The 23,680-nt window shown below is 47.6% G+C and carries 24 protein-coding genes, 1 tRNA gene and 1 pseudogene; 15 read left to right on the forward strand and 11 right to left on the reverse strand.

From position 1 onward, the window contains the following. Positions 1 to 48: 48 nt before the first annotated feature. The 3 genes from IQ257_RS09960 to IQ257_RS09970 all read left to right on the forward strand — a co-directional run bounded on the left by IQ257_RS09960 (position 49) and on the right by IQ257_RS09970 (position 855). Positions 49 to 121 (forward strand) — tRNA-Ala (locus IQ257_RS09960). Positions 122 to 332: 211 nt separating this feature from the next. Continuing rightward, positions 333 to 545 carry an alanine-zipper protein gene (locus IQ257_RS31470; protein WP_193933015.1) on the forward strand — a complete coding sequence of 71 codons (213 nt, stop codon included), beginning with the start codon at positions 333 to 335 and terminating at the stop codon, positions 543 to 545. Then, entirely contained in the window at positions 514 to 855 is a 342-nt protein-coding gene (locus IQ257_RS09970) for a GIY-YIG nuclease family protein (RefSeq protein WP_193873285.1), read from the forward strand. Before IQ257_RS31470 ends, IQ257_RS09970 begins: the two co-directional genes overlap by 32 nt. A 97-nt stretch (positions 856 to 952) precedes the next feature. On the opposite strand, the gene IQ257_RS09975 is transcribed toward IQ257_RS09970, so the two are convergent. Beyond that, entirely contained in the window at positions 953 to 1,726 is a 774-nt protein-coding gene (locus IQ257_RS09975) for an HAD-IIA family hydrolase (RefSeq protein WP_193873286.1), read from the reverse strand. Between the two features lie 568 nt (positions 1,727 to 2,294). On the opposite strand from IQ257_RS09975, the pseudogene IQ257_RS31475 reads away from it, so the two are divergent. Both IQ257_RS31475 and IQ257_RS09985 read left to right on the forward strand, forming a co-directional pair. Further along, positions 2,295 to 3,110, forward strand: a pseudogene (locus IQ257_RS31475) (6-phosphofructokinase). 228 nt (positions 3,111 to 3,338) lie between these two features. Beyond that, positions 3,339 to 3,602: a hypothetical protein gene (locus IQ257_RS09985; protein ID WP_193873287.1), complete on the forward strand. Its 264-nt coding sequence runs from the start codon at positions 3,339 to 3,341 to the stop codon at positions 3,600 to 3,602. Between the two features lie 25 nt (positions 3,603 to 3,627). Here IQ257_RS09985 and nusB read toward each other — a convergent pair whose 3' ends face one another. The 3 genes from nusB to IQ257_RS10000 form a co-directional block, all read right to left on the reverse strand. Next, positions 3,628 to 4,272 (reverse strand): transcription antitermination factor NusB, encoded by a 645-nt coding sequence (nusB, locus tag IQ257_RS09990; protein WP_193873288.1) that lies wholly within the window; start codon positions 4,270 to 4,272, stop codon positions 3,628 to 3,630. 58 nt (positions 4,273 to 4,330) lie between these two features. Next, positions 4,331 to 5,062, reverse strand: coding sequence for a DUF502 domain-containing protein (locus tag IQ257_RS09995; protein WP_193873289.1), 732 nt, complete (start codon positions 5,060 to 5,062; stop codon positions 4,331 to 4,333). 606 nt (positions 5,063 to 5,668) lie between these two features. Continuing rightward, the gene (locus IQ257_RS10000; protein ID WP_193873290.1) at positions 5,669 to 6,427 is read right to left on the reverse strand and encodes an HpsJ family protein; all 759 of its coding nucleotides are present in this window, start codon (positions 6,425 to 6,427) and stop codon (positions 5,669 to 5,671) included. A 291-nt stretch (positions 6,428 to 6,718) separates the two neighbouring features. Here IQ257_RS10000 and pgl point away from each other — a divergent pair, with 291 nt between their 5' ends. The 3 genes from pgl (at position 6,719) to IQ257_RS10015 (ending at position 9,500) form a co-directional block, all read left to right on the forward strand. Then, complete coding sequence (pgl, locus tag IQ257_RS10005; protein WP_193873291.1) at positions 6,719 to 7,441, forward strand: 6-phosphogluconolactonase; 723 nt, start codon at positions 6,719 to 6,721, stop codon at positions 7,439 to 7,441. Positions 7,442 to 7,690: 249 nt separating this feature from the next. Beyond that, the gene (locus tag IQ257_RS10010) at positions 7,691 to 8,518 is read left to right on the forward strand and encodes an FHA domain-containing protein (RefSeq protein WP_193873292.1); all 828 of its coding nucleotides are present in this window, start codon (positions 7,691 to 7,693) and stop codon (positions 8,516 to 8,518) included. 550 nt (positions 8,519 to 9,068) lie between these two features. Beyond that, positions 9,069 to 9,500, forward strand: a complete 432-nt coding sequence (locus tag IQ257_RS10015) for an FHA domain-containing protein (protein ID WP_193873293.1) — start codon at positions 9,069 to 9,071, stop codon at positions 9,498 to 9,500. Between the two features lie 48 nt (positions 9,501 to 9,548). On the opposite strand, the gene IQ257_RS10020 is transcribed toward IQ257_RS10015, so the two are convergent. After that, positions 9,549 to 10,484, reverse strand: coding sequence for a retropepsin-like aspartic protease family protein (locus tag IQ257_RS10020; protein ID WP_193873294.1), 936 nt, complete (start codon positions 10,482 to 10,484; stop codon positions 9,549 to 9,551). Between the two features lie 620 nt (positions 10,485 to 11,104). On the opposite strand from IQ257_RS10020, the gene IQ257_RS31480 reads away from it, so the two are divergent. The 6 genes from IQ257_RS31480 (at position 11,105) to IQ257_RS10050 (ending at position 15,161) form a co-directional block, all read left to right on the forward strand. Continuing rightward, positions 11,105 to 11,185: a hypothetical protein gene (locus IQ257_RS31480; protein WP_369076425.1), complete on the forward strand. Its 81-nt coding sequence runs from the start codon at positions 11,105 to 11,107 to the stop codon at positions 11,183 to 11,185. A gap of 121 nt (positions 11,186 to 11,306) precedes the next feature. After that, on the forward strand, positions 11,307 to 12,455 hold the full coding sequence (gene carA / locus IQ257_RS10030) for a glutamine-hydrolyzing carbamoyl-phosphate synthase small subunit (RefSeq protein ID WP_193873295.1): 1,149 nt from the start codon (positions 11,307 to 11,309) through the stop codon (positions 12,453 to 12,455). Positions 12,456 to 12,810: 355 nt separating this feature from the next. Further along, positions 12,811 to 13,179, forward strand: coding sequence for an STAS domain-containing protein (locus IQ257_RS10035; RefSeq protein WP_193873306.1), 369 nt, complete (start codon positions 12,811 to 12,813; stop codon positions 13,177 to 13,179). 125 nt (positions 13,180 to 13,304) lie between these two features. Then, entirely contained in the window at positions 13,305 to 13,793 is a 489-nt protein-coding gene (locus IQ257_RS10040) for a Mini-ribonuclease 3 (RefSeq protein ID WP_322744270.1), read from the forward strand. Positions 13,794 to 13,797: 4 nt separating this feature from the next. After that, positions 13,798 to 14,787 (forward strand): 23S rRNA (guanosine(2251)-2'-O)-methyltransferase RlmB, encoded by a 990-nt coding sequence (gene rlmB, locus IQ257_RS10045; RefSeq protein WP_193873296.1) that lies wholly within the window; start codon positions 13,798 to 13,800, stop codon positions 14,785 to 14,787. Positions 14,788 to 14,873: 86 nt separating this feature from the next. Then, complete coding sequence (locus IQ257_RS10050; protein WP_193873297.1) at positions 14,874 to 15,161, forward strand: DUF1816 domain-containing protein; 288 nt, start codon at positions 14,874 to 14,876, stop codon at positions 15,159 to 15,161. A gap of 90 nt (positions 15,162 to 15,251) precedes the next feature. Here the strand turns inward: IQ257_RS10050 and IQ257_RS10055 are convergent, their stop codons facing one another. Next, the gene (locus tag IQ257_RS10055) at positions 15,252 to 16,085 is read right to left on the reverse strand and encodes an alpha/beta hydrolase (protein ID WP_322744271.1); all 834 of its coding nucleotides are present in this window, start codon (positions 16,083 to 16,085) and stop codon (positions 15,252 to 15,254) included. Between the two features lie 156 nt (positions 16,086 to 16,241). Here IQ257_RS10055 and IQ257_RS10060 point away from each other — a divergent pair, with 156 nt between their 5' ends. Continuing rightward, entirely contained in the window at positions 16,242 to 16,436 is a 195-nt protein-coding gene (locus IQ257_RS10060; protein WP_193873298.1) for a hypothetical protein, read from the forward strand. Positions 16,437 to 16,461: 25 nt separating this feature from the next. Here IQ257_RS10060 and IQ257_RS10065 read toward each other — a convergent pair whose 3' ends face one another. From IQ257_RS10065 to mutL, 5 genes are all read right to left on the reverse strand, one after another. Further along, complete coding sequence (locus IQ257_RS10065; RefSeq protein WP_193873299.1) at positions 16,462 to 17,544, reverse strand: calcium/sodium antiporter; 1,083 nt, start codon at positions 17,542 to 17,544, stop codon at positions 16,462 to 16,464. Positions 17,545 to 17,660: 116 nt separating this feature from the next. Then, entirely contained in the window at positions 17,661 to 18,449 is a 789-nt protein-coding gene (gene larB / locus IQ257_RS10070) for a nickel pincer cofactor biosynthesis protein LarB (protein WP_193873300.1), read from the reverse strand. A gap of 14 nt (positions 18,450 to 18,463) precedes the next feature. Further along, a complete protein-coding gene (locus IQ257_RS31155; RefSeq protein WP_193873301.1) occupies positions 18,464 to 21,199 on the reverse strand; it encodes a CHASE domain-containing protein in 2,736 nt (911 codons plus the stop codon). 378 nt (positions 21,200 to 21,577) lie between these two features. Next, complete coding sequence (locus tag IQ257_RS10080; protein WP_193873302.1) at positions 21,578 to 22,579, reverse strand: GAF domain-containing protein; 1,002 nt, start codon at positions 22,577 to 22,579, stop codon at positions 21,578 to 21,580. Positions 22,580 to 22,633: 54 nt separating this feature from the next. Next, on the reverse strand, positions 22,634 to 23,680 hold a 1,047-nt coding region (gene mutL / locus IQ257_RS10085; protein ID WP_193933017.1), incomplete at its 5' end, for a DNA mismatch repair endonuclease MutL.

Genomic DNA, 23,680 nt, shown 5'->3' on the forward strand with positions numbered 1-23,680 from the left:
GGAGAATTGGCAGAGCTGAATGCTAGAATAGTCAATCGAGCGTAGTTTGGGGAATTAGCTCAGTTGGTAGAGCGCTGCGATCGCACCGCAGAGGTCACCGGTTCGAATCCGGTATTCTCCATTTGTGTTGTTGAGTAACACTTTGATGTCGTCGTTAACAAATTAATATCATCTCGATCTCGGCGATCATATTTAGGGCTTGCGGTTCGGCGTTACGGGAACCGCAGGAAATCTTCGATGAAATTGCGACTTTGAATGCAGAGAGTACGGAGATTTTGGCTGGAATTGAGGGAATGCTATAGCTGGTTTCGACTCCGCTCAACCAGCTACAGATGAGGGCTAACCAGCTACAGATGAGGGCTAACCAGCTACAGATGAGGGCTAACCAGCTACAGATGAGGGCTAACCAGCTACAGATGAGGGCTAACCAGCTACAGATGAGGGCTAACCAGCTACAGATGAGGGCTGAGCGAAGTCGAAGCCCGATCTTTAGGAAACCAGAGACAGTTAACCATGCCCTATATGTATATTCTGGAATGTGCTGATGGCTCCTTCTACACGGGAAGTACAAAGGATTTGCCACGTCGTTTGTGGCAGCATCAAAATGGGCTGGGGGCTAATCATACGCAAAAACGACTGCCTGTAAAATTGGTCTATGCAGAGTATTTTGATCATGTAGCAGATGCTTTTTATCGTGAAAAGCAGGTTCAGGGTTGGAGTCGAAGGAAAAAAATTGCTCTGATGGAGAGTAACTGGGATCAGCTTCATATTTTGGCGGAGTGCCAGAATGATTCACATTATGAAAATGCTGGTTTCGACTCTGCTCAACCATCAAATGCTCAACTAGAGGGCTAGGGGAGCTGATCCATCTTGTTGTTCCCTCTCCCCAAGGTTGAGGGGTTGTAGATTAAGGATTGGGAAGCAGAGTGAAAGCGATCGCTCTTTGCCACCCTCATGGCACCAAATCCTCAACCCCATCCAAAATATAGTGAGGGCGGTAAGCAAAACTCACCAAATCTTCCCGGCGCGTCACTCCAGACAGCACCAGCACCGTCTCAATTTCCGACTCAATCCCCGCAATAATATCCGTATCCATGCGATCGCCAACAATCGCCGTCTCCTCCCGACGACACCCCAATTTTTTGAGCGCGTGGCGCATCATCAACGGGTTAGGCTTACCCACAAAATAAGCTTTTGCACCCGTTGTCAGTTCTAGGGGTGCAATCAGCGCCCCTGTAGCCGGAATAATACCCTTCTCACTCGGTCCCGTCACATCTGGGTTCGTACCAATTAATTTTGCCCCTTTGAGAATCAACTGAGCCGCGTGTTCCAATTTCTCGTAATTGTAGCCTCGCGTATCCCCTACCACCACATAATCAGGGTTACTATCGTTCATCGAAAAGCCTGCATCGTAAAGAGCGTTAATCAAACCCGCTTCACCGATCACAAAGGCGCTACCCTCCGGGCATTGCTGGGCTAGAAACTCAGCCGTTGCCAGCGCACTGGTGTAGAAATGCTCCTCCGCTACTTCCACTCCCAACCGACGCAGCTTTTCTCGCAGTTCCCTCGGCGATCGCTCACTACTGTTCGTCAGGAACAGAAATTTCTTACCCGACTGCTTAAGCCAGTCGAGGAATTCCCCCACTCCCGGCAGCAGTCGATTGCCATGGTAAATCACGCCGTCCATGTCACAGATAAATGCCTGTTTGTCGCGAAGCTCATTCATGAAAAAAACCTTTGTTGCCTCTGGGTTTATCAAATCTCAGTAAATGTTACATATTTTGTAATAAATCCTGGTTTTCGTTCATAGAAATAAATAATACATTATAGGGTTGAATTCGAGGGAATTCATAGGATAATTAAAAAGAGGGGAGCACTACAGAGTTCCAGTTAAAACGATTCTCGCACGTCCCTACTTCCTATAAAAAGAAAATCCTTGACACCGCAGTAGTAATTGATACGCTAAGTTAGGAATAAATTGACGATCTTGGATTATAAGTTCACCCATCAGTATCAAAGTTGTTTTTGAGAGTTTGTCTGAATTAGGATGGTAAATTCCAAATAATTCTGATAATTCTTAATGTCTTGCTGCCTGAATAATTAAGCTTTCTTTACTGAAGCCGATCTCCAGAGCATGATGGAAATCCTACTACCCGATTTGAGAAATGTTGCAGCCATCAATTGTTGCCCAAAGCAATCGTTACTCAGCGGCAGGTTGGGATTGGGAGGAATAGCACGAACACGACTAAAGAAAGCACCATTTGTAAAACGCAAATACACAACAGAGTTCGACTATGGAAACTTACAAACGGATTGGCTTGCTTACCAGCGGTGGTGACTGTCCCGGACTCAACGCCGTCATTCGTGCTGTTGTCAGACACGCCACCCTGACTTATGGTTGGGAAGTTCTGGGAATTCCCTAGGGCACGGAAGGGTTGTTAGAACGCAAATCTGTAGTACTTAATGTTCACGGACTCGATCTTCGGGGTATCGATCCCGTGCTCAGTACTGGCGGCACTATCCTGGGGTCGATTAACAAGGGGGATACCGAAGCCAGAGCCGATGAAGTGATTGCAGGGTATCGAAATTTAGGTCTGGATGCGCTAATTGTAATTGGCGGCGATGGCAGTCTGGCAATTATGAACCAACTCGCCAAAAAAGGCAGCATAAATTTGGTTGGCGTACCCAAAACTATTGATAATGACGTTGCCTGCACAAATCTAGCGGTAGGATTCGATACCGCCGTTAACACCATTGTTGATGCTCTTGCCCTCGGTGAAGTACGGCTGCGGGGTATTGGCGAGTACGTCGCTGACCAAGTTTCTTGTTGTAGTGGCAAAATCATAGAGGCACGAGTCACAATTCTCGGTCACGTCCAGCGAGGTGGTGCTCCATCTGCCCAAGACCGACTCTTAGCAACCAACTTCGGCAAAAATGCCGTGGATTTGGTTGCTAATGGAGAGTATCAAAAAATGGTCGCGTGGCAAAACGGACGGGTAGTGAGCGTTCCAATTGATGAAGTCACCAGCAAGAGTCCGGTATTAGTCGATATCCATCATCCGTTGGTGGAAACTGCAAAGGCTCTCGGCACCTACGTGGGGGATTTGTAAGTCGTTGCCTAGTTGCAGAGATAGGGGAAATAGGGGAGATAGGGGAGAAAATTTTCAGACTGAATGTTATTAAAATACCCCCCATCTTCCTCACCTTCCCCTTGTCTCTGGCTTTTTTATGCAGCTTGCCCACTCCTCCCCACCCCTCTAATTCTCGTCTGAGCCGGGAACGATGGTAATCTGATGGATGGGGTTGACCGATGCTATTGAATCAGGAGAGCGCTATCCATGCAACTCGTTAAAGTACAAATGATGTTCGAGAATGCCCCTAGAACATCGCACAAAGATTACTCGCCAGAACTAGAAGACTTAAATGGAGAGCGAGTGGAACTATCCCGACTCCCCTGTTGCGGAGAATTGATCTCCTTCGCAGAGGGCAAGCTACACAGTATTGGACCCTGCTTTAGTGTCATTGAGGTGGTACATTTCGCATCACCGAAGGAAAACGGCTTAGTCGGTCAGATAGTGCTGCGCAAGTGTTTTCCTAGGTAGTTCATTATAAGGAGTGTCTAGAGGGTCATAATAAATTTTCTACTGTAGGCGGAGTTTCAGCTTTCATGAGGTTAGTGACGCGGCGCAAAACACCATTAATAAAGCGATGTCCTTCGTCATCGCTGTAGCGTTTGGCAAGTTCTACGGCTTCGTTAATGGCAACTCGATCGGGAATGCCTAAAAAGGTCATTTCTGCCACGGCAATCCGCAAAATATCTCGGTCAATTCGCGGTAAGCGATTGAGCTGCCAATCCTGGAGGGATTGAGTCAAACTTTTATCGATGTCCTCTTGTCTGTGTTTAATCGTTTTGAGAATTTCTATGGCGTAAGCGCGGACTTCTTGCTGGTTAGAGAGCTGAATCAGTTCAGGGATTTCTACAGATCCGCCAATACGGTTGATTGCTTTTTGTGTAAGTTCAATCGCTTCAAACACCATAGCTCTAGCACTGCGCACGTCGGTGGTGCGGATTTCGCTACCGAGGAGGCGATCGCTTCCCCGTTTGAGTTCGGCGGCTGCTGTTTCTAATGTTTCTTGAGTTTCACCGATCAGAGTGCGGACTGATGCCAATATCAAATTGCTAAGGTGCTGGGCATCAAGCTTTTCGGATGCGTGAGGCATTTGAGAGAGACTCAACAGAGCCAATTCGCGGGCAATTCGACGGGGTTGCATGTATTGTTTTGTCCTGTGTGAGTAGTCCTGTTATCAACCAATGACTAATAACGAATAACTACGTGCTTTCTTCTGTCGGTAACATCTGCTGTCGCATTTCCGGCAGAGGTTGTTCCAATGGTGTCTTACCGTAGGGCTTCTGAAGGGGTAATGAAAGGGCAGATTCAGTGGGAATAACAATTCCGCCCGATATTACCACTTTGAAGGCATCCTCTATAGACATTGAGAGATTGATAACATCGTCTTCGGGAACGATCGCGTACCAGCCTGTTGTCGGGTTGGGAGTTGTCGGAATGAAAATGCTCAACATTGAGCCAGTCAGATGAGATTTAATCTCTTGGCTGGCGGTGCCTGTGACAAACGCCAACGACCACATCCCTCGCCGAGGATATTCTACCAAGATTACTCGGCGAAACTTATTGCTAGAGTCCCTTAGCAGAGTTTCCAATAGCTGCTTAAGGGTTTTGTAAACCGAGCCAGCCAGCGGAATCGCTTGCAAAACTCGCTCCCCCAGATCCAGCAACCACCGCCCGACTATATTGCGTGCCATTAAGCCGATTAGCAGGATACAAAGCAACGGCACAGTCAGCCCTACTAGTAAATTTAGGAAATTGACCAGAATGGGATGAAGGTTATTATAGGGGTTTAGTTGCTTGGGGATGCGGGTGAGAAAATTGATGACCCAAGTGGCGATCGTAATTGTTAGCCAAATGGTGGTAGCAAGGGGAATCACTACCAGGAGTCCGGCAATTAGGTCATTTTTTAAATCTTGTTTAAAGCGTTGGATCACAGAGCGCTGAATCTCCTTACAATAGCTCTTTAACTTCTGTCGTTGCTATTCTCAATCACTTGGATGAGAAAAGAACAAACTACAGGAGCAAAATCCTTGACCAGATGAAACTAGTGATAGGAGTCGGGAAACTAGCAAGCGGTCAGAGCAAGTTTCCGTCCAATTACACTGAGCTGCTCTTGAAGAAGCAGTACTGGTGGTAGAGGGTTCTATACTTTATTTGTAAAGCTTGTAAAGAATTGTTGCAAGTAGCGACATATATATTTAAGGTTAGCTTCCTCTAAAGTTTGTTCTGTTTTAAGACACCAAGCCCTTGGGATCTTGCTCGCTACTGCTAGCCCGACACCCCAACAAGTCTGTACGTTCCCGAAAAAACTGGTATCACACCTTACATTTTATCAGAGAGGAATTACAGCGTTGGGGAGCGGTCAGCGGTCAGGTGTGAGAAGTCTCTTAACTTCTGTGACAGGTAGCCAATGAGGTATCGAAATAAAGAAACCTCCATCAGCAGAACTGATGCAGGTAATTCTGAGGTAATGACAACCGACAGCCTGGCAGTTTGGCAGAAATTTTACCAAACTTTACAATCCTTTCAGAATTGGCTAGCTAACCTGCCAAGCTGCGCAAGCCCATCCAACCAATGACACTGTAGCCAATGGCTAAGAGCAAGCTACTGATTCCTGTTCTAATGCCAGTTTTCCAAGCTTGGGCTCTGGCTCTCTCCTCCGCTTCTTGTTTGCCGCTGCGAATTTGAGTTTGAGCTTGCTCGACCCTTTGAGTGAGAGCTTCAGGGTCTTGCTTGAGCGTCTGCAATTGCTCTCGGAGTGCTTGCAGCCGCGCTAGCTGCTCTCCTTGCACTTGACCACTCTCAATCGCTTGTTCTAGCTCCTGTAACCTCTGCGGGTCTTTGAGCAGGACATCAATTTGCTGAGTTTGGGCTTCTAGTTGAGTTTCGGCTTGCTCCGCTCTTTGAGTAATTTGTTCGAGAGCCTGATTGCTTTGCAGGCGAACATTATTGAAGTGCAGTGGCACTAGCAACAGAAAAATTAATCCCAACAGGCTTGAGATCAAAAATACCCAAAATCGCAAGTCACTCACAGAAGACTTTGGCTCACTGGGCGCGGCACTGCCAGCATTGCTAATCCAGTACCCAGCAATCAAAAATGCGATTCCGACCATGGGGATAACGCCCCGGTCAACCAGTTGGGTGGTCAAGTTGAGTTGCCATTCGCTTTGGAGGGGGTTTACTCCCGGTGAAGGAATGACCAGAATGATGTAATCTATCAGGGCTGACAAAATCATGATCAGCCCGACAATCTTGAGCGCTAGACCGGTGAAGGAGGAATAGATAGAACTACTTTTCATCGCTTTTTCTTGAGAAAAAACTGTAATGAGCTACTTTTAACGTTACTGAACCTTACTAGGAGATAAGAGAAAGCTAATCCAAATTTAACAACTATTGGTGCCATAGAAGTGCGCCTACCCGGTAAAGTTTTGCAAAAAGATAGCTCGTTTAATGGGACTTGCCCATATTAACTCACTGAGTAAGATGTGCCTGTGAGACTTAAAATCTAAATCTAGGTCTTCAAGTTAAATTTTCATCCTAAAATTCATCAATTTAGATAGTATCAAACTCCAAATGAGGTTAAAGGCGTTATGAACAAAATGGTTGAAATTTTACCCGATAAATCAGCACTTATTGAGCGATCGCTCGATATTGTTCTCTCTAAGATGCAAGCAGCCATCCAGGAAAGTGATCGCTGCACGATTGCCCTAGCGGGTGGCGGTACACCAAAGCCATTATATGAAGCGATCGCCACTCACGATCTCCCGTGGGAAAAAATTCATATTTTTTGGGGAGATGAGCGATACGTCCCCCCTGATGACCCCGATAGCAATCAAAGAATGGCTCGTCGCGCTTGGTTGGATAAGGTTGCTATTCCGCCTGCTAATATTCATCCGATGCCCACAGACGGTTCCAGTCCAGAGGCTGATGCTGTCAAGCATGAAGCTCAGTTGCGGGAGTTTTTCGGAACCGATGCGGGAGAGTTCCCTCAGTTTGATGTAATTTTACTGGGCATCGGCGATGACGCCCATACCGCCTCGTTGTTTCCTCAAACAGAGGCTCTCTCCGTCCGAGACCGTCTGGTGACAGTCGGAAACAAGGACGGTCAGCCCCGAATTACCTTGACCGTTCCCCTCATCAACCAAGCTGGCTGCGTCCTCTTTCTCGTCGCAGGTGCCAGTAAGCGCTCGGCTTTGGCTCAGATATTTGCATCCGAAGCCGACCCGCTGGTTTATCCAGCTCGGTTTATCCAGCCTCAGGGAGAACTGTGGTGGCTCTTGGATGGGGAAGCAGGGCAGGATATGAAGTCTTAATCTCACTTTCTAGGAAAGTGGCTAGGGACTAGGAACTTTTTTCACTAAATTCATGCAGCACTTACATTCTAGTTAATAGTTAGGGTTTTGTTATTTTCTGCTAGACTCCCTCTACTACAAGCGACAGTCTGTGTGTGCCATACTTAAAGTGAAATATTGTGAATTCCTGCCAATGTAACGATTTATTAAAAACTGACGGTCTGCTGTGCTTTGATCGAGGAGGAAAGCTAATAGCTACAAGGAGGTTTTATGATTGTCTGCCCTAACTGCAATCACCAAAATCCGGATGGTGCTACCCAATGCGAAGCCTGCTACACTCCACTACCCTCAACCACCAGTTGCCCTAACTGTGGGACAAGTGTTCAGACAGATGCAAGCTTCTGCGGTCAGTGCGGTTTTAACTTAAAAGTCACTACAGCAACGGCAGCCGAGGCAATGCCCTCTCCCAACCCATTGCCGGATGTGCCAGACTTGGTGAACCCTGACCCACTCATCGAAGCTGAACCCATCTCTTATAGTTCTCAATCTTCAATGCCTGAACCCGAAACCAATTCAACCGAATTACCAACTCCTGACCCAGCGTCTTCGCTTCCGGCTACCGTCGTGAATCAACCGGGGGACCCGCCGGAGGCTGAAAACCCAACTCCTCCCGATCCCACTCCAGTAACAGCCGTCCCGGAAGCGACAAGTAGCCCATCAGCGCCGCCACCAGCCGCCACTACGGGCAGTGCCAAAACTCAGTTACAAGTTCAGTCGGCTTACCTGCTGCACCTGCAAATGGATAGGAAAATTGAGTTGTCGTCGCACCTGTCGGTGATTCATATGGGCAAGCCCAATGACCGGATTCCGCCAGACATTGATGTTTCGGGTTTTCCAAACTCAGACATCGTTTCTCGAATTCATGCCGATATCCGCGTTGAGGGAGATGCTTTCTACATCGAAGATGTCAGCAGTGCTAATGGAACTTATATCAATCACACGCCCTTACCTCCAGGCAACCGCCATCGCTTACGCACGGGTGATCGCATTGGTTTGGGTAAAGGTGATCTGGTAACATTTATATTCCACAGTTCCTGAGCGGCTTTACAATCATTACAACCGTTATAGGTAAAGCCATGGGGAATGAGGGACTCAAACAAATTGCCGACCCGGTTTATTAATGGTAGCCTTAATATTGAATAGCCAGTAGGATGGCACTTCTATAAATTAAATTGTCAATTTTTGCTGGTCTAGTATTTACCTACTACGAAGCCTGCGGTCACGACAGAGCCAAAAGTAACGACTGTTAGTGATGGAATATCGGCAACTCAAGCCAATATTTACCTAACAGTGCCCTCTGACGGATTGGATAATTTATTTATATGAAGACTGCCAGATTAATACTTAGGTTTCCATTCTATAGCTCTGTCGAGACAAGAGTGGAGATGCTGGGTGTTGGTGCAGTCCTCATTCCCTAAACCACTTGCCGATTGAGCGAGTTCCTGAAACGGGAGCAAGGGCTGTCCGAGCAGTGCTTGATTCTTGCCAAGGTTCTAGCTACTTGAAACAGAAATCTCAGGTTGTTCGGCATAGGACGTTTCCGGAATCTCGGGCTAGACGGCAAAAGTTTTTGAACGATGTAACACCGGTGATTACTCTAACCCTGCTGCATCCGCTCCAGTCTGTACCTGTTCAAAGTTGGCCCTTTGAATCTGAATCTGTAATTCGGATCGGACGGTCTACAGATAATGATGTTATTCTCTATAGTGCCGTAGTCTCCCGCCACCATGTTGAGCTGCGGCGCAATGGTTCGGGTTGGCAAATTGTTAGTTTGGGTGCAAATGGAACCTATATTGATGGGAAACGCATTACCCAAATGCCAGTTATAGATGGAATGATCATTCGTTTGGCGAGTTCGGGTCCAAAAATCCAAATTCATTTTGAGGAAGAATCTGGAAAAGCAGGACTAGAAACCGTTCTTGGAAAACGAACCTATTCGCGCAAAGGAATCGTAGACCACTCAAAAGATACCCTAGTTGATGCTCAAGAGCAGCAGGCAGAAGAGGAAAAGAATAACTAAGAACTTAAAGAAAAAATAAGTTACGGTTTAAGATTTCTACCTTAAAATTCAGGGTGTCTGAAATTCAACCACATCTTGCCGAATTACAACATCATAATGACTGTAAAAATCTTGACCGAGAAGCCCCAGTTCTAGATCAGAACCCGCGATCGCTACTGGAAAATCGTTTTGTACGGCTCCCTCAACTCCAATGGATTTTACCTTACCAATAGGAAACTTGACTCCCTTGGCACTGGCAGTATCGGCTACAACTTCACCCTCTGGGACAATACCGAGGCTTTGAGCCATTGCCTGGGTGACGACTGTCCCACTTGCACCCGTATCAACCACCATCTCAAAAGTCTGCTCCCCATTAAACGTCACCTCAATCACAGGTGTCCGACCAACACGACGCTTGATGGGGGCTTTAAAAATCGTGGGCTTATCCCTATTCGGCTTTAAGGTTTTTTCGGGTAAAGTTGGATTTTTGGTATCAGTGGGGGAGGGAGTGGGAGATGTTTTAACCGTTTGAGTTGCTACAGTTATAGGTGCCGGATCGGGGGAAGGAGGACGGGAGGCTTGTTGTTGGGCAATAGTGAGACTGCGCTGGTATTCGGTAATTTTCGGTTGAGCGATCGCGTGATACGGACTGGAGGAGGGTACTGCTTTTAACAGCTTGATCGCTTCTTGCCAGCGACTAATTGCAAGCTGCCAATCATCGGCAGACTGGGCAGATTGACCAATAGTAGCGGCACTGTATGCCGCATCAAGAGCCTGCTGATAGGCTTCCTTGTCGCTCAGTTTGGGTTGGCCGGTTGGTGTTGCGGCTGGTTCGGGATTAGCGGGTGATATTGAGACAGGGCTTGGATCTGGAGACGTGGCAATGGGTTGTGAGGGTTCGTGGGAACGCCATACAGCGTTGATGCGGCTGCAAGCCCCATTCATTACAGCGAGAACACCTAAAAGTAATAAGATGAATGTGCGATCGCAAGAAGGCATGAGCATGAATGGCGGATGACCTATCTTTCAGACTCCCCCGATTTTGGTACTGGTAAGTGTTCCCCTTGGGTCGCCCTAGTTGAAGTTTGTACACATCGAATAGGAATTGTCAAGATCAATCCTTTCTACACTGTCTACGCTAAAACTGATCTTGTTTCGGGCAGCCCAATCAGCGATTCTAAGTTAGTGATATCTTTTCCAGTTTAGCTTCAGAGGCTCGATTATCAGCTTCTCCACAAAAAAACACGGCTATTATATTCGGCTTTCCTCATAGCTCCACTCCCCCCAGGCTTTTTAAGTCGGGGGTTTTTGTTTGTCTGCTGTTATAGCCAAAATCTCAAGAGTTACAGCGGTTTTTCAGTTATACGACGTTAGCCGTGTTCAGACAACTTGTGCAAAAAACGATCGCTTGATAGATAGTAGTAATTAGGGTTGCTGAAGGTAGCGCCTGCGATTAAAGGAGAACTTTATGAAACATTTCTTTGCAGTTGCCACGGTGGGTACAGCTTTCGGATTGCTTCAATCAATAACAAGCACGCCAGCTAGGGCTGCTTTTCGATTATCTCTGCCTAATTCGGGGTCAAGTTGTTGCTGCTACCGTTCCCGAACCGATTTCAGCCTTGGGATTGTTAGCAATGGGTGCTTTCGGTGCAGCTTCGCAGCTAAAGCGCAAAGAGAATCCTATCAAATTACCTAGAAATAACTGAAGCAAAATATTTCTGGCAATTCCCAAAACCCAATCTCCCAGACTTTTTTGTGCCATGCGATAATATCCTGTCAGCTATGAGTTGTTCTTTTCCACTAACAACAAACCCCAAATAATTGCTTATGCCTACTTCTTCGGCTACACCTGCTCTGCTCGTACTGGCAGATGGGACATCTTACCAAGGCTTGTCTTTCGGTGCTTCTGGTACTGCGATTGGAGAAGTGGTGTTTAACACCGCCATGACAGGTTATCAGGAGGTAGCAACCGATCCCAGCTACTGCGGTCAGATTGTCACCTTCACTTATCCCGAACTCGGAAACACTGGGATTAATCCGGAGGATGAAGAATCTGCCCATCCTCAAATTCGGGGTGCGATCGCTCGTAACATCTGCTGGCGTCCGAGCAACTGGCGAGCAACCCAGTCCTTGCCGGATTATCTCAAAGAACACAACATTCCCGGAATTTACGGGATCGATACGAGAGCACTCACTCGCAAGCTGCGTTCAGTTGGAGCCATGAACGGCGGTATTTCCACGGAAATCCTCGACCCGGGCACGTTACTCGAACGAGTGCAAGCCTCCCCCAGTATGGCGGGATTAAATCTGGTGCGAGAAGTTACCACTAAAGATGTTTACGAATGGTCTGATCCCACCGATATCAATTGGGAATTCTGTCCAGCCCTCGAAAAATTTAAGGGAGAAGCCCTAACCGTTGTAGCGATCGATTTTGGCATCAAGCGCAACATCTTAAGACGTCTGGCTAGCTATGGCTGTCGGGTTATTGTCGTTCCTGCCAATACACCCCCAGAGGACATTCTTAAGCATAACCCCGATGGAATTTTTCTATCAAACGGTCCAGGAGACCCTGCTGCTGTCAGCGAAGGGATCGAAACCACTAAAGCCTTGTTAAAAGGTGAACAACCCATATTCGGAATTTGTATGGGACACCAGATTCTCGGTCTTTCGATGGGGGCTGAAACCTTCAAGCTTAAATTCGGTCATCGGGGCTTAAATCACCCAGCCGGGTTACAGCAGCAGGTGGAAATTACCAGTCAGAACCATGGTTTTGCAATCAATGCTGATTCCTTGGGGGCTGATGTAGAAATTACCCACCTGAACCTTAATGACCGCACTATAGCTGGGTTGCGTCACAAGTCGTTGCCCTTCTTCTCGGTGCAGTATCACCCAGAAGCGAGTCCCGGTCCTCACGATGCTGATTACCTGTTTGAGCAATTCGTTGAGTCGATGCGATCGCGCAAAGCGAATCGGTAAAACCAATCCCATCGCCAAAGATATTGGTGAAGGTTTGGATGAGCGGCAAACTTCTCGCTATACTATTCGAGATGGTGTACTACCGTATTCACTCCAAAGCCAATAACGGCTGTGGAACGTTTAATTCTATTGCTGTGTGACTAAAACTGCGCTCTTGCAGCAAAGTACACCGCAAGATATACTTGGAAGTCGCTCGGATAGAATAGTAACAGACTCAATTGTCTTCCCAATAGGAAGGCTAAGTATCTGCCCAATTCTATCCCATTGATCCCAGACTCTAATTAGGGAGTCGTACCCCTTGACGGTGGGAATCAAAAATGTTCTGATATCGTTTGAGTACAGCTAGGAGGGTGTTATTCCTGAGCCACTAACCCTGACAGTCAGCTTAAGGGGCACTCGCGAAGTCAAGGAAAATTACCAGCTTTTCCGCCTCACGGGTTTATTAGATGCATTTTCAGAACCAACGTTTCGGAAAGTGCTGAGTAAGTGTGTTGATGACGGACCCAAAAACATTGTTTTGGATCTTTCTAAAATCGATTTTGTCGATAGCTCTGGATTGGGCGCTTTGGTGCAGCTAGTTAAAAAAGCTCAAAGTGCTGAAGGGAGCCTGCAAATTGTGACGAATCCCCGCGTGACTCAGACGGTAAAGCTGGTACGCCTAGAACAATTTCTCTCGCTTCAACCCTCAGTTGAAGTTGCCTTAGAGAAGGTCAAGAAACCATAGCGGAAAAAACCCTTGGGTAAGATTGAGGGGCGGGTATTCAACCCGCCTTCGATCTGTTAGGGTAGGAGGGGAAGAAACTGTAACTTAAGTCATTATCATTGAGAGGTAGAGGTCGGACAAAGGTTGTGACATCACAAGAGGAAGAGATTTCAAGCGTCTTGGAAACCAAGTCGGCGCTCTCTTGGGCGGAAGTCCGATTTAAACAACTTAGTACCGTTGCCAATTCTCCATCTCAAATGCAGCAAATTCCACCGGCTTCTTTGGCATATTTGGGAGACGCTGTTTATGAACTTTATATTCGCACTCACTATTTGCTGCCGTCTAGACGCCTTTCGGACTATCACAATCGGGTAGTGGGTGAAGTCCGAGCTGAAAGTCAAGCCAGTACCCTGCGATCGCTCGAACCCCACCTCACCGATCCCGAACTCGAAATACTCCGACGCGGACGCAATGCGGCTACAGGGACTACGCGACGTATTGATCGAACCCTTTATCAACAGGCAACTAGCTTAGAAACATTGCTTGGATATCTCTACTTGAGTGATCCCCAACGCCTGATCCAACTACTGGCGCATTTAGAACTCGAACCCACTGAAAAAGTCATCAACTCTTAACAATATGGCTAATCAAGACCGCCGCCCTCATGCTCCCGGCAAACCAAAGCGAGGGAAGCCCATTCGCGCAAGCAAACCTCAGAACGGGAAGCCAAAATTCCGCAAGTCTTTCCTCTCGAAGTCAGAGAAAGAGATTACCGCATCCGGTAAACCTCAACAGCGTCTGTCTCTTCATCGAAAGCCCACTGAGTCAACATCTTCTGACATATCGGAGTCAGAAGATGTTGACTTGATTTATGGTCGTCATCCCGTCCTTGCCGCTTTAGAAAATCAGCGCCAGCTCAACCGAGTTTGGATCATTCCCCAGCTTCGTTACGATCCCCGCTTTCACTCCTTATTGCAACAGGCAAAAGCCAACGGCACGGTAGTAGATGAAGTTGAACCCCGACGCCTTAGCCAAATTACAGACGGAGCTAACCATCAAGGTGTTGCCGCTCAAATTGCTCCTTATTCCTACAAAGAGTTGGGCGATTTGATAGAAAAGGCAAAATTGGCAACTGATCAGCCAGTCATCATCGCTTGCGACGGCATTACCGATCCTCACAACTTGGGCGCAATTATTCGCACGGCAGAAGCCATAGGTGCTCAGGGTTTAGTCATTCCCCAGCGCCGCGCGGCAGGCGTTACCTCTACCGTGATGAAAGTGGCAGCGGGAGCGTTAGAAACATTTTCGATTGCCAGGGTTGTCAATCTCAGCCGCGCCCTAGAAGAATTGAAAGCCGCTGGCTTTTGGATTTACGGCACGAGTTCTGATACTGGTAAACTACTACACACTGTTGACTTTTCAGGTTCGGTAGTATTAGTTATTGGCTCAGAGGGTAATGGTCTGAGCCTACGGACACAACGTTGCTGTGACGCTTTAGTTTCGATTCCCTTACACGGCAAGACTCCCAGCCTCAATGCCTCAGTCGCAGCGGCAATGGCTTTGTACGAAACCTATCGTCAGCGTTGGTCAAGTTTAGTGTATCTTGACGAGCGGGGAAAAGATTCTTGAAAAAAAGAAACGTAAAGTAGTATAACAAACTGTAAAGGTAGGGTATTAACAAGACCACATAGTATCCCGTCTACTAGGTAAAGAGGATGAAAGAAGTGTTAATCCAGATTCTCCAGTTTTTAGGATTGGCTTTTTGGGTAGAAATCACCACCAAAACCCCCCAATGCACCTATTACTTCGGTCCTTTCTTGAGCAAGAAGGATGCTGAAGCTGCCCAGGGTGGGTATGTTGAAGATTTAGAAAACGAAGGCGCTCAAAGCATTGCCGTAACCGTCAAACGCTGCAAACCAACTAACCTCACCATTTTCGATGAAGAAGTGGGGGAAATGATTGAGAGCCGACAGATCCCAACGTTTAGTGGGCAACTATCCTAGCGGCAATATCAATAAAAATTGGTAAAACACCTGAGTAACTAACCTTCCCCCGTCCTTTAGCGCGGGGGATTAAGACTCAACCTTTATGTTTCAGCGTTTATTGACAACTTGAGGATTAAGTTCAACCCATCGATCAATGTCGCTGATTACCTGTTCGGGAATTTCCCAAGGAAATAGATGAGCAGTGTTTGGATAGCAGTGCCACTGGCAATCTTGGAGATATTGAGCCGTTTCTCGACTCGATTCGGCTGTTATATGTCGATCCGCTTCTCCAGCTAGCACCAGGCAGGGACACTTTATCTGCTTTATGTCTGCTAGTCGATTATATCCAGTTCTGAGGGCAGTATTGAGGGCGCGGGTGGCAGCGTTAGAGGTTTGCAGGTAAGCTGGCATTGCTTCCTGGGCAAGATAATGGTAAGCCGTGGGGCTATGTTGTTGGATCAGGTAGCGATAAAGCGATCGCTTGCCAAAGGTTTCAATATTCCACTGCCATCCAGGTTGTACCCGATTCAAGATCGATGCGATCCCGGTGTAAAGATTATCCTCCCAGCTTATAGGGGGATGACTGCCTCTGGGTCTAGCGGCTGTGGCAACTAGAATCAAACCACTGACCCGTTCCGGGAACCGCAGTGCCAATTCCATTGCCAGAATTCCTCCCAGCGACCATCCGAGGACTAAACAGCGATCAATTTGGAAGCGGTTGAGAACACCCTCGAGATCGCTCAAATGCTCGCTCATCTGAAAATCCCCAATGGAGCGACTGCGCCCGTAGCCTCGCAAATCCGGAGCTAGAGTCTGGAACCGCTGAGATAGGTGCTGGGTAAATACAGACAAGGAACGACCTGATCCTGGATGACCGTGCAAGCAGAGAATGGGAAAACCTTTTCCTTGAAGGTAAACGTTGAGTTCAACGGGTTTCCTCACAGATCCCTTTAATTCCTTAACTATCGTGATCCTAACCCAATCCTTAAATTATTGTAATACTATTCTTGCTAAAATCAGTGAAAACGCTGTTTTCAATCCGCCATTTGGCGGATGACAATTGACATAACGGTTGCATAGCAGATAAGGGTTCACGTTATGTCATCAAACTTTATTCAATCCCGAGTTTCCAGATTGCCTTTATCCCAGAAAGTACTGCTCAAATCCCAGTACCGAACGTTAGGTTTGGTAACAGAAGATAAATTTGAGACGTGGTTGATGACTCTAGAAGAGCGATGGGCTTCCGAAGTTGTCGCCTGTCTCCAGGGTAAATTTCCAGATTGGCGCGGTTAAGTTTTCCTGCAACCGAAATATTTAGTTAGGTTTTGCGCACAGCACGAATTGCCAGAATCGCTAGTGTGACTACAGTCAGCGGCATTACAAAGACTATCATGATGATGCTAAACTCAGCTAAAGCTTGGTGTTCAGTCGCGTTCAGAAACAGATACATCGTGTAGGCGGCGTAATATGCTAAGAAGAGAAATCCTTCCCAGCGAGCGATCCTGTAGCCTGTAAAAAAAATTGGCAGGCAAGCCACTGCTACTGCGATCATTACCGGGAGGTCGAAGTTCAAAGCAGGTTTTGCAATTGGTACGCCGTTAGGTGCCACTAAACTAGACAGCCCGAGTACCAACAGAATGTTAAAGATATTGCTGCCAATAGCATTACCGACAGCAATATCCCTTTCGCCACGGATACCAGCGATGATTGAAGTTGCAATTTCTGGCAACGACGTTCCGACGGCAACAATCGTTAACCCGATAATTAACTCACTGACTCCAAAAGTTCTCGCTAAAACAACCGCCCCACTGATTAGCCAGTTTGCTCCCAGTACCAGCATTCCTAAACCGATAATAATGAGTCCCAACTGGGGTGCTATCTGCTTGATTCCTTGGCGAGATCTACGATTCCTTTGTGCTTGAGTCAATTCCTCTGTACTATTCTGGCTTTCTCTGCGACCTTGGTAAACAGTAAAGAACGTGTAGGCGATCGCTCCGATACACAGGACGATCCCATCGAATTTACCCAGCCTACCATCCAAGCCCATCAACAACACTAGAAAGGATAGTCCAGCCATTAAAGGAACGTCTAGCCGCACCAACTGCCGCGAGACAATCAGCGGAGCGACGGCTGCCGAAGAACCCAGAATTAGCAAAATATTCGCAATGTTGCTACCAACGACATTGCCAGTGGCAATATCAGCTTGCCCCGCATAGCTAGACTGCACGGATACGGCTAATTCAGGGGCACTCGTGCCGTAGGCAACCACGGTCAATCCTACCACTAGCGGTGATAAACCAGCAGTTACAGCCAATCGGGATGCACCCCGTACCAGAATCTCCGCTCCGGCTACCAATAGGAAAACTCCAGTGATAAATAACAGTAACGTGATGGTATCCATCCGCTTAGGTTAGGTGTCAGTGATACATATTGTCAAAATTTGGGGAGTAGGGAATGGGGAATCTGTGGGCGTAGCGTCTAATCATTGAGGGGGAATTGGTTTATTATTGTCTCCGTCTACGATTTCGACAATTTTGACGTTAACTTATCAGCCGTCCTGAGAATTTGCCCAGCCAAAATCGCTGCTCCAAACCCATTATCAATATTCACCACCCCCACTCCTACAGCACAAGAATTGAGCATTGTCAATAGAGGGGCAAGTCCATTAAAACTGGCACCGTAACCAATACTGGTGGGGACAGCAATAACAGGACAATCTGCCATACCCGCAACGACACTTGGCAATGCCCCTTCCATACCCGCAACCACGACTAAAACATCTGCCTCAGCAATGATCTGTCGATGACTCAGTAAGCGGTGGATTCCGGCTACGCCAACATCCCAGAGGCGCTGTACCTGAAAGCCAAACAGTTGAGCCGTCACCGCTGCTTCTTCTGCCACTGGCAAGTCTGAGGTTCCGGCACAGATTAGACTGATGGTTCCTGTATGCTGGGGTTCGATGATTTCGGGAGCGATCGCACAAATTCGGGCGGTAGGATAGTAGCGAACGTCTGGAACCTTGGCTTTTAACTGAGCAAAGATATCGGGTTCGATGCGAGTTGCCATGACGACACGATTGCGCTGCCGCATCACCTCCATAATCTGAATAATTTGGTCGGGCGTTTTTCCCAGTCCCCAAATCACTTCGGGAAAACCAGTTCTTAACGTGCGGTGATGATCGATTTTGGCAAAGTCGCCCACTGGCTCAAAGGCAAAATGTTTTAATTTTTCTAGGGCAGTATCGGGGCTGATTTGACCCGTAGCAACGGCTTCTAGCAGGGACTGTAAAACTTCAGGTTGGGTCATTCTTCAAAAATTTTCTACGGGGTTTGGGGTTTAATGAGGTTAATAATTACTGTAACTAACTCAACGGGTTCCACTGGCTTGGTAATATGCTTTTGAAAACCCGCCTTGATTGCTAATTTATAGTCAACCTCTCCGGCATAGGCAGTCAATGCAATAGCAGGAATTTGCCCTCCCTGTTCGGGTGGCAAGCTTCTAATTTGGCGCATCAGCATATAGCCATCCATCTGGGGCATCCCAATATCGCTCAACAGCAAATCTGGCTTTTCTAAGGCTAATGCTTTTAGTGCCTCAATCGCTGAACCCACTGCCGTTACGACTGCTCCGTGCTGTTCCAGGGTAAAAACCGTTAACTCACGGGTGTCTACCTCATCATCCACAACCAATATCCGCAAACCGGTGAGGGGGCTTCTGTGAGAAGGCAAGGTTCTGTCGCTCTCCCCACTGTCGCCACTCCCCAGCGGCGCCGCACCCTTGCTTTCTTCAAACAGGGGTAGCGTAACTGTAAACGTTGCTCCCTGTTCTTCTCCAGCACTAGCGGCTTCGACGGTTCCACCATGGAGTTCTACCAGATGGTGGACAATTGCCAAACCCAGTCCTAACCCGCCAAAGACTCGGGTAGTGGAGCTATTCTCTTGACGGAAGTAATCAAATACATGGGGAAGAAATTCGGGATTAATCCCTTTACCGGTATCGCTGACGGTAATTTGAACACAGGGGCACAGGGGCACAGGGACACAGGATAAATGTGAATTGTCAAGCTCCCCTGCTTCCGAGACGACTCCCCTTGTTTTGATAAGATTTCTCGGTTCTATGGGTTCGAGCCGGACTTCTACCCGACCTCCTGCTGGAGTAAATTTAACCGCATTTGAGAGCAAATTCCAGACGACTTGTTGTAAGCGATTGAAATCTCCCTTCACTTGTCCTACTGTGGGGTCAAATGCCGTTTGAATCTTAATCGATTTGGCTTGAGCGGCTAAACTTACGGTTTCAATTGCCGCTTCAATTGCCAAAACTAAGTCCACCGACGAGATATTCAGGCTGAGTTTACCTCGGAGGATACGGGAGACATCCAGCAGGTCTTCAATCAGTTGAGTTTGTAGTTTAGCATTGCGTTCGATGGTTTCTAAGGCTTTTGCTTTTGTCCCTTCGTCAAACTTTCGGGTTCGCAGCAGTTTAACCCAGCCTAAAATTGGATTGAGGGGAGTTCTCAATTCATGGGAAAGGATGGCAAGGAATTCATCCTTGATCCGATTCGCGGCTTCGGCTTGGGCGCGTGCGGTTTGCTCACGGATAAGGAGTTGTTCACGTTCTCGTTCAGCTTGCTTGCGCTCGGTGATGTCAATGGCGACTCCTGCGACTAGGGATTGTCTTGATGTATCGGAAAGCGGGAACTTATAGACGAGAAAATCGCCAATCGTACCATCGGAACGGAGTATTGACTCAATCGCCTCACTGACCTGATGGGTGTTAGCTACCGTTCTGATACTCTCAAGCAAGACACTAGCAAACTCAGTTGGGTAAATATCGAAGATGGTTTTCCCGATCGCATCAGCAGTCAGTTGCTTGAATAAGTGAAAATAGGTTTCATTCACGTAGAGAATACGTCCGTTTTTATCGGTAATCCAGGCAGCCGCAGGATTGTGGTTCATGAATGCCTGAAAGCGCTCTTCACTTTTGCGCAGGGCTTTTTCGGAGGAGCGCAAGTCAGCGGCTGCTTGTTCTGCGGCATTCCGAGCACACGCTTGCGATCGCGTCACGCCAAATAGTACAAAACTCACCAGTAACCCACCTACGGCAATGTAAGGCACCAGACTTCTTCCCGAAGTCAGATCCAGTTCGGGTCGTGATTTGAATAAGATGCTCCAAGAGCGTCCTGCTACATCAATTTTTGCGATCGCTTGAAAGCGAGGCTGGTAAGATGAGTTATCACCCTTAGAACGATGCAGCAGATTCTCTGGGGTGAGAGTCGTGCCGTCATAAATGGCAAAGTTGACAAAGGGATATTTTTCTGTACCAAATATTCCTCTCATCAAATCATCACCCCGAAAAGGGCTGTAGATAAAGCCTTCCAAGGTAGCTTGACGCTCAGACACCGTATCGGGTGTTAAGCCATTGCGGTAGACGGGAACATAGATGACGAATCCGGCTTGCTTGTGGGGATCAATTTCCTGAACCAAGGTAACTCGACCGGATGCCGCAGGTGCGCCCATGTCACGAGCAGATTCCATTGCTACACGGCGCACGGGTTCGGTGAACATATCGAAACCAAAGGCAGCTTGGTTGCGCCTATCTAATGGTTCCATGTAAATGATTGTGTGATACTCGGAGCGCTCAAATTCTGGTTGCAGGGTAAAGTTTTCAACTCCCTGTCGGCGCATTTCCGATACTAGCGCCTCTTTTTCCTCTGGCATCACCCGTTTTGAGAAACCGATGCCTCGAATTCCTGGATAGCGGCGTGGAAGTTCGAGGTGGTTAACATAGGTACGGAACTGTTCGCGGCTGACACTTTCGTTAACCACCCATAACCCACTGGTTGCACGCAGCATGGCGATGTAAGTGTCTAAACGATTTTGAATATCATCTTGAGTCCGCTGAACTGCATTCTCGAAGCGCAATTGGTCTTTATCTTCAGAGGTCTTTGCTGCATAGTATGTAGCGAGGGAGGTGATCACCAATGTGATTCCCAGGACAAAGTAGGGAATCCAGATGCGCCGCTTTTGGGTAAGTTTCAGGGATAAGTCGGGTTTCATAGCACACGTTTACTCCCTGGATGTAGTGATAGAGCCAACAGGGTAACAGCTCGCGCCATTCAAGCGAAAGCTTGCACAACTTCTGTGTGCCCCTTGAGGACTATGTCCTAATGGAGTTGAACGGTTGAGACAAGTGAGGTATGTGGATTGACAATCTTTATCCCCATGAATCGATCTCTGTGACTGGGTGATTAGAGAGCAATTGTACGACATTCTCGTGTTGTCCTGTTGGCTGTATAAAAGCCAGTGTCCATTCCTAAGTCCACCCATGCCATCACTCTTTGGGTAAATATCAGGTTGGTTGAGGAGTTAGGACTAAACCCGTTGCGTTTTTCTGAAAAATTCAGGTAATAAGGGTTTAAGGGTTCTCATCCATCTTTAAATCGCTCTCAATCCCCCGATAATGACAAACTTACCGTAAAGTTTAGTTCTCGTACCATAAACTTCTACACCGATTGGACTGCGGTCTTTCCGCTGCCCTTGAAACTTACAGCAAAGGTTTTTGTTATGACCCTGAATGCAGGATTTAAGTTGCTGGGCGACGAATTTGCGGTTGTTGGGAAATACCAGTTCGAGTACGGATTCTAAGGAAACGAGTTCCCCAAAGGTATAGCCAAAAATTTCTGCTAACCTGGGGCTGACGTAGAGAAAATTTCCCTCTCCAAACAAGATATACATTCCCATTAGGGAGAGTTCTTTGTTGTCAGACGGTTGTGGGTCTATGTTGGGAACTTTACCGTCTGTTGGGATTGGGTGTAACTCTAGTTCTTTTTGCTGGAGTTCGTTATAGAGTCGAGCATTGTCTAAAACTAAAGCGATGGGTTCAGCCATCATCTGCATTAAACGGGCAGAATCCGGTCTAAAATAGTCAGGTTGCGAGTGCATTAAGGTCAGAATTGCCAGTATCTCTTTACCCATCAAAATAGGGATGCCAAGGGCAGAACGAACGGTGTAAGGTTGATTGGGTAGGGTTAACCAGCGAGGATCGTCCTGGGTATCGGTGACAAGTCCGACTTGGTGGTGGCGAAACACCCAGCCGGCTAGACCTTTGTCGAGAACCTGACCGATGAGTCTCTGCTTTTGTCCGCGCAGGGTCGCACCGCGAGCTAGAATACTTTCCGTAACAATGCCGTTGATATCTAGTAAAAACAAACTAGTGCCTTCTGCGCCAGTCAGCTTTTGAGCTACATTGACAATCTGTTGCAACATAGCTCTAACCATCAGCGTTCCCCTCGCTGTTTGCAGGGTGGTGATGAAGGTTCTCAGGAGATGATGTTGCGCCTCGAATGCAATTTTGGCGGTTTTAAGTTTCGTAACTTCTCGGCGCAGTAAAGCTAATTCCTGAATTAGCTGTTCTTTTGATTTATCGCGATCGCTCATTTTTATGTGTTATCCATTAAATGCACCTGAGCTGAAAACCCACGATAGAGTCGATCAAATTCCATGACTCTTGCCAATAACCCAGTGACGGCGAAAGAAACGAGAAAGAGCTGACTCTTCCAGCGATAAATAAATAGGACGCCCATGGGGACAAGTGCGGGGATTGCGCGTGACTTTCCATTGGTCTAACAAGGTCTGCATTTGTGGCAAACTCAGAGGTGTACCATTGCGAATCGCACTGCGGCAGGCTGTTGCCACTTGAGCCCCTTGCAAATCCCCACCTAAACTCAGCTCTAAAAGAGCATCAGCACAATCTTCTCGTTGTTGCAGGAGGGCGGGGGCATTACGGACTGCCCAAAGCTGTTCTCCAAACGATTCTACTTCCAAATCTAACCGTTGAAGCTGCTCAATTTGGGTAGGGGATAAATGATTGAGAATTGCTGGGGGTTCTAAGGGAATGAGCTGCCAGCGATCGCACAATTGCTCGTACAATACCCGCTCGTGGGCAATATGCTGCTCAACTAACCACATCCCCGTTGGGTGTTCTGCCAGGATGTACATTTTGTGAACCTGAGCCACTGCTTGCAATTCAATTAACCCAATGTCTGGAGTTTTCCGTTCATTACCCTCAGTCGCTTGCAGTGAGCGACTGAGGGAGTAACCGCCCTTTTCTTCTGATACCTTAAGTAGTTTTCCCACGCGCTGAGATTGAGACGCTTCTGAAAAATTGGCAGCACCAATCCGCAACGCTTTTTCGATCACCTGCGTTACCTGCTCCTGCCAGTAAGACAGGGATTGTAAGTAAATCTCAGCTTTGGCAGGATGGCGGTTCCAATCAATTTGACTCGGGCATAGTTGCAGGTGCAGGAAACAGATAGGATAGCGATCGCGGGGCAACGTTCGCGCCATCGCCGCCAAAACAGTTTGCTCCAATTCGGGCGATCGCACTAAGCGTCCATTTGTCGCCACCCGCACCCAGTCCGGACGGCGGCGGTGACAACGATCAGGCAATCCTAAAACAAGGTGAATCCTCGATAATCTATCCCCCCCGCTCCCCCGCTCCTCAGCGTTCGACTGAGCGCTCACGCCGAAGTCTCCCCC

The organism is Coleofasciculus sp. LEGE 07092, from assembly GCF_015207375.1.
Classification (GTDB): domain Bacteria; phylum Cyanobacteriota; class Cyanobacteriia; order Cyanobacteriales; family Coleofasciculaceae; genus LEGE-07092.

Bases quoted from the DNA above. Each gene is read 5' to 3' on its own strand.
- IQ257_RS31470 (WP_193933015.1), top strand. From the start codon at position 333: ATGAGGGCTAACCAGCTACAGATGAGGGCTAACCAGCTACAGATGAGG.
- IQ257_RS09970 (WP_193873285.1), top strand. From the start codon at position 514: ATGCCCTATATGTATATTCTGGAATGTGCTGATGGCTCCTTCTACACG.
- IQ257_RS09975 (WP_193873286.1), bottom strand. From the start codon at position 1,726: ATGAATGAGCTTCGCGACAAACAGGCATTTATCTGTGACATGGACGGC.
- IQ257_RS09985 (WP_193873287.1), top strand. From the start codon at position 3,339: ATGCAACTCGTTAAAGTACAAATGATGTTCGAGAATGCCCCTAGAACA.
- nusB (WP_193873288.1), bottom strand. From the start codon at position 4,272: ATGCAACCCCGTCGAATTGCCCGCGAATTGGCTCTGTTGAGTCTCTCT.
- IQ257_RS10000 (WP_193873290.1), bottom strand. From the start codon at position 6,427: ATGAAAAGTAGTTCTATCTATTCCTCCTTCACCGGTCTAGCGCTCAAG.
- pgl (WP_193873291.1), top strand. From the start codon at position 6,719: ATGAACAAAATGGTTGAAATTTTACCCGATAAATCAGCACTTATTGAG.
- IQ257_RS10010 (WP_193873292.1), top strand. From the start codon at position 7,691: ATGATTGTCTGCCCTAACTGCAATCACCAAAATCCGGATGGTGCTACC.
- IQ257_RS10020 (WP_193873294.1), bottom strand. From the start codon at position 10,484: ATGCTCATGCCTTCTTGCGATCGCACATTCATCTTATTACTTTTAGGT.
- carA (WP_193873295.1), top strand. From the start codon at position 11,307: ATGCCTACTTCTTCGGCTACACCTGCTCTGCTCGTACTGGCAGATGGG.
- rlmB (WP_193873296.1), top strand. From the start codon at position 13,798: ATGGCTAATCAAGACCGCCGCCCTCATGCTCCCGGCAAACCAAAGCGA.
- IQ257_RS10050 (WP_193873297.1), top strand. From the start codon at position 14,874: ATGAAAGAAGTGTTAATCCAGATTCTCCAGTTTTTAGGATTGGCTTTT.
- IQ257_RS10060 (WP_193873298.1), top strand. From the start codon at position 16,242: ATGTCATCAAACTTTATTCAATCCCGAGTTTCCAGATTGCCTTTATCC.
- IQ257_RS10065 (WP_193873299.1), bottom strand. From the start codon at position 17,544: ATGGATACCATCACGTTACTGTTATTTATCACTGGAGTTTTCCTATTG.
- larB (WP_193873300.1), bottom strand. From the start codon at position 18,449: ATGACCCAACCTGAAGTTTTACAGTCCCTGCTAGAAGCCGTTGCTACG.
- IQ257_RS31155 (WP_193873301.1), bottom strand. From the start codon at position 21,199: ATGAAACCCGACTTATCCCTGAAACTTACCCAAAAGCGGCGCATCTGG.
- IQ257_RS10080 (WP_193873302.1), bottom strand. From the start codon at position 22,579: ATGAGCGATCGCGATAAATCAAAAGAACAGCTAATTCAGGAATTAGCT.